Source organism: Microvirga sp. P4_G7 (genome assembly GCF_056401005.1).
This window is the reverse complement of sequence record NZ_JBFUKD010000512.1, coordinates 1-2789: the sequence shown is the minus strand read 5'-3', so window position 1 is coordinate 2789 and position 2789 is coordinate 1. Positions and strand designations below refer to the sequence as shown.

Sequence of the window (2789 nt, the reverse complement as noted above, 5' to 3'; positions counted from 1 at the left end):
GGATAGGGGATCGTCGGGATTCGGTTCGTCGCCATGCAGATACGCACCTTCACAAATCAGAGAGGCTGGGCTCTCAAAAAAGAGCCCACAGGAAACTCAGTCAACCCGATTGGTGACAGAGAGGCCCATTTAGGCGGAGGAAGCACCGGTTCAACAACCCTCACCCTCCGGAATAGCCACGATTTGGGGAACCGTTGCGATCGCCCGCTCTTGTCGGAAGCGAAGTGTCTCTTATGCTAATGGAGGCATCTTTGCGGCCATGGTCGGCGGATTGGCGCCGGAAACATCATGCCGAAAAGTCTATCCTTCTGCATCGCCCGAGGGTCCCATGAAAGCCATCATCAAATCACTGACCGCCGCTCTTGCTCTTGGCCTGGCTCTGGCCTCAACCGCGAAAGCTGATGTCGTCGTCTCATCGAAGATCGACACCGAGGGCTCTGTTCTCGGCAACATTATTCTTTTGGTCCTCAACGCCAACGGCATCAAGACTCAGGATCGCATCCAGCTGGGCGCCACGCCGGTGGTTCGCAAAGCCATTACGGCAGGCGAGATTGATATCTATCCGGAGTATACGGGCAATGCCGGATTTTTCTTCAACAAGGCTGATGACGCGACCTGGAAAGACGCCGCAAAAGGTTACGAGGAAGCGAGGAAACTCGATTACGACGCCAACAAGATCGTCTGGCTGACACCCGCTCCAGCCAACAACACGTGGGCGATTGCCGTACGAAAGGACGAGGCGACTACGGGCAAGCTCGCATCCATGTCCGATTTCGGAAAATGGGTTGCCGGCGGAGGCAAGGTCGTGCTTGCAGCTTCATCGGAGTTCGTCAATTCGGCGGCTGCTCTGCCGGCTTTCCAGAAGACGTACGGATTCACGATGAAGCCGGATCAACTTATCGTCCTCTCGGGCGGCGATACGGCTGCTACGATCAAGGCGGCTGCCGAGAAGACCAATGGCGCCAACGCCGCCATGGTCTATGGTACGGACGGCGGCATCGCGCCCTCCGGTCTTGTCGTGCTCGACGACGACAAGAATGTCCAACCTGTCTACGCGCCGGCCGCGATCATCCGCGAAAGTGTACTGAAAGAGAATCCGAAGATCGCCGATTTGCTCAAACCGGTCTTCCAATCGCTCGACCTCAAGACCCTGCAGGGGCTGAATGCGCGCGTTCAAGTCGGTGGTGAAGCGGCGAAATCGGTCGCGGCAGATTACTTGAAGTCGAAAGGCTTCGTGAAGTAACTGCGGCGTCGAGGGGAAGCGCGACGATGGCGAAAGAAAAACTCCTCTCGTGACGAGCATGTCCCGGGCGCAGAGCAACGGCGTGTATTCACGTTCGCGGATTTCGTTTGATCGTCTCGGGTGCGTGATCGCGTTTCTGATCGTCGTCGCTGTGAGCTTCGCGCCATTCGTGCTTTACCGCGCCAATCGAATTGTCGCGGGTGAAGGGCTCGCGATCTTCGCCTCGTTGCCGATCGTCGCAGGCTCGTGCCTCCTGGTCGTCGCGCTTGCGGTGGCGGCTGTTGCGGTTGCCGTGCAACGGCCGTCACTTCGGCTGACGGCCTCGACGCTTGGTCTTCTCGTCGTCTTCCCTGCCGTCGGCTACGCAGCATATAATGTGACGCCCGCCGACAACACGTTCGCGCGGGTGTCGCCGGCCTGGGGTTTCTGGCTCCTGTCGTTTGCATTTGCGCTGCTCTTTGCGGATTCGCTTACCCGCCTGCGCTTCGGTCCCTGGGACCGCTTGGTCACCCTCGCCATCGCAGCCACCTGCATCGGCATATTGCTGTTGTCGGGTTCATGGGACAGCGTCTCCATTCTGAAGGAATACGCAACGCGTTCGGATAGCTTCTGGCGCGAGGCCGAGCAGCACGTGCTTCTTGCGGTGGGATCGCTCGCCGCCGCTGCTTGCGTCGGTCTACCCGTGGGCGCTCTCTGTCATCGGATTCCTTCAGCCAAGAATACGGTTCTTCAGATCCTCAACACGGTGCAGACAATTCCCAGCATCGCTTTGTTTGGAATGCTGATGGCGCCGCTCGGCTATCTCGCCGCGAACGTTCCGCTTGCTGCGGCTTTGGGGTTGCGTGGTATTGGGGCCGCGCCCGCGCTGGTGGCGCTGTTCCTCTATGCGCTCCTGCCTGTTGTGGCGAATACGGTCGTTGGTCTCGAGCAGGTGCCGGCGAAGGTCGTGGACGCGGCTCGCGGGATGGGACTCTCCCGCATGCAGCGATTGTTTCAAGTCGAGTTCCCCTTGGCACTGCCGATCATCCTGACGGGGATCCGCATCGTACTCGTGCAGAACCTCGGACTTGCGACGGTCGCCGCCCTGATCGGCGGCGGCGGGTTCGGCGTTTTCGTGTTCCAGGGTGCGGGGCAGACGGCTTTGGATCTTGTTCTTCTTGGCGCAATTCCGACCGTGTTGCTCGCTTTTGCGGCGGCGGTCATTCTTGATGCCGTGATTGAATTGACGAAAGGAGCGCGTGCGTGATCGAGTTCGACCATCTGACCAAGCGCTTCGGTCCCACCGCGATCGTCGATGACGTTTCGTTCAGCGTCGAGACGGGGACGATCGCCGTCGTCGTTGGCACATCGGGCGCCGGCAAATCGACGCTTCTGCGCATGGTGAACCGTCTTGTCGAACCGACGAGCGGGCGGGTTCTGATCGACGGGCAGGACACCATGTCGATCCCGGAAGATGATCTGCGGCATCGCATCGGATACGTCATACAGGGAAACGGCCTGTTTCCACACCGCAGCGTCGCCGAAAACATCGCGACGGTTCCTCGCC

Annotated in this window: 3 protein-coding genes; all 3 read left to right on the top strand. The window is 59.6% G+C overall.

Annotated elements, in window-relative coordinates:
- Positions 1 to 328 precede the first annotated feature (328 nt).
- Positions 329 to 1243, top strand: a complete 915-nt coding sequence (gene osmF, locus AC1DT3_RS17200) for a glycine betaine ABC transporter substrate-binding protein OsmF (RefSeq protein ID WP_477466453.1) — start codon at positions 329 to 331, stop codon at positions 1241 to 1243.
- Positions 1244 to 1301: 58 nt separating this feature from the next.
- Positions 1302 to 2489, top strand: coding sequence for an ABC transporter permease (locus AC1DT3_RS17195; RefSeq protein ID WP_477466454.1), 1188 nt, complete (start codon positions 1302 to 1304; stop codon positions 2487 to 2489).
- Positions 2486 to 2789 (top strand): ATP-binding cassette domain-containing protein (locus AC1DT3_RS17190; RefSeq protein WP_477466452.1); only part of this gene is annotated, 304 nt, incomplete at its 3' end. The genes AC1DT3_RS17195 and AC1DT3_RS17190, both read left to right, overlap by 4 nt.

What these genes read in the sequence shown, in the direction of transcription:
- osmF (WP_477466453.1), top strand. Translation starts at nt 329, where the DNA reads ATGAAAGCCATCATCAAATCACTGACCGCCGCTCTTGCTCTTGGCCTG.
- AC1DT3_RS17195 (WP_477466454.1), top strand. Translation starts at nt 1,302, where the DNA reads ATGTCCCGGGCGCAGAGCAACGGCGTGTATTCACGTTCGCGGATTTCG.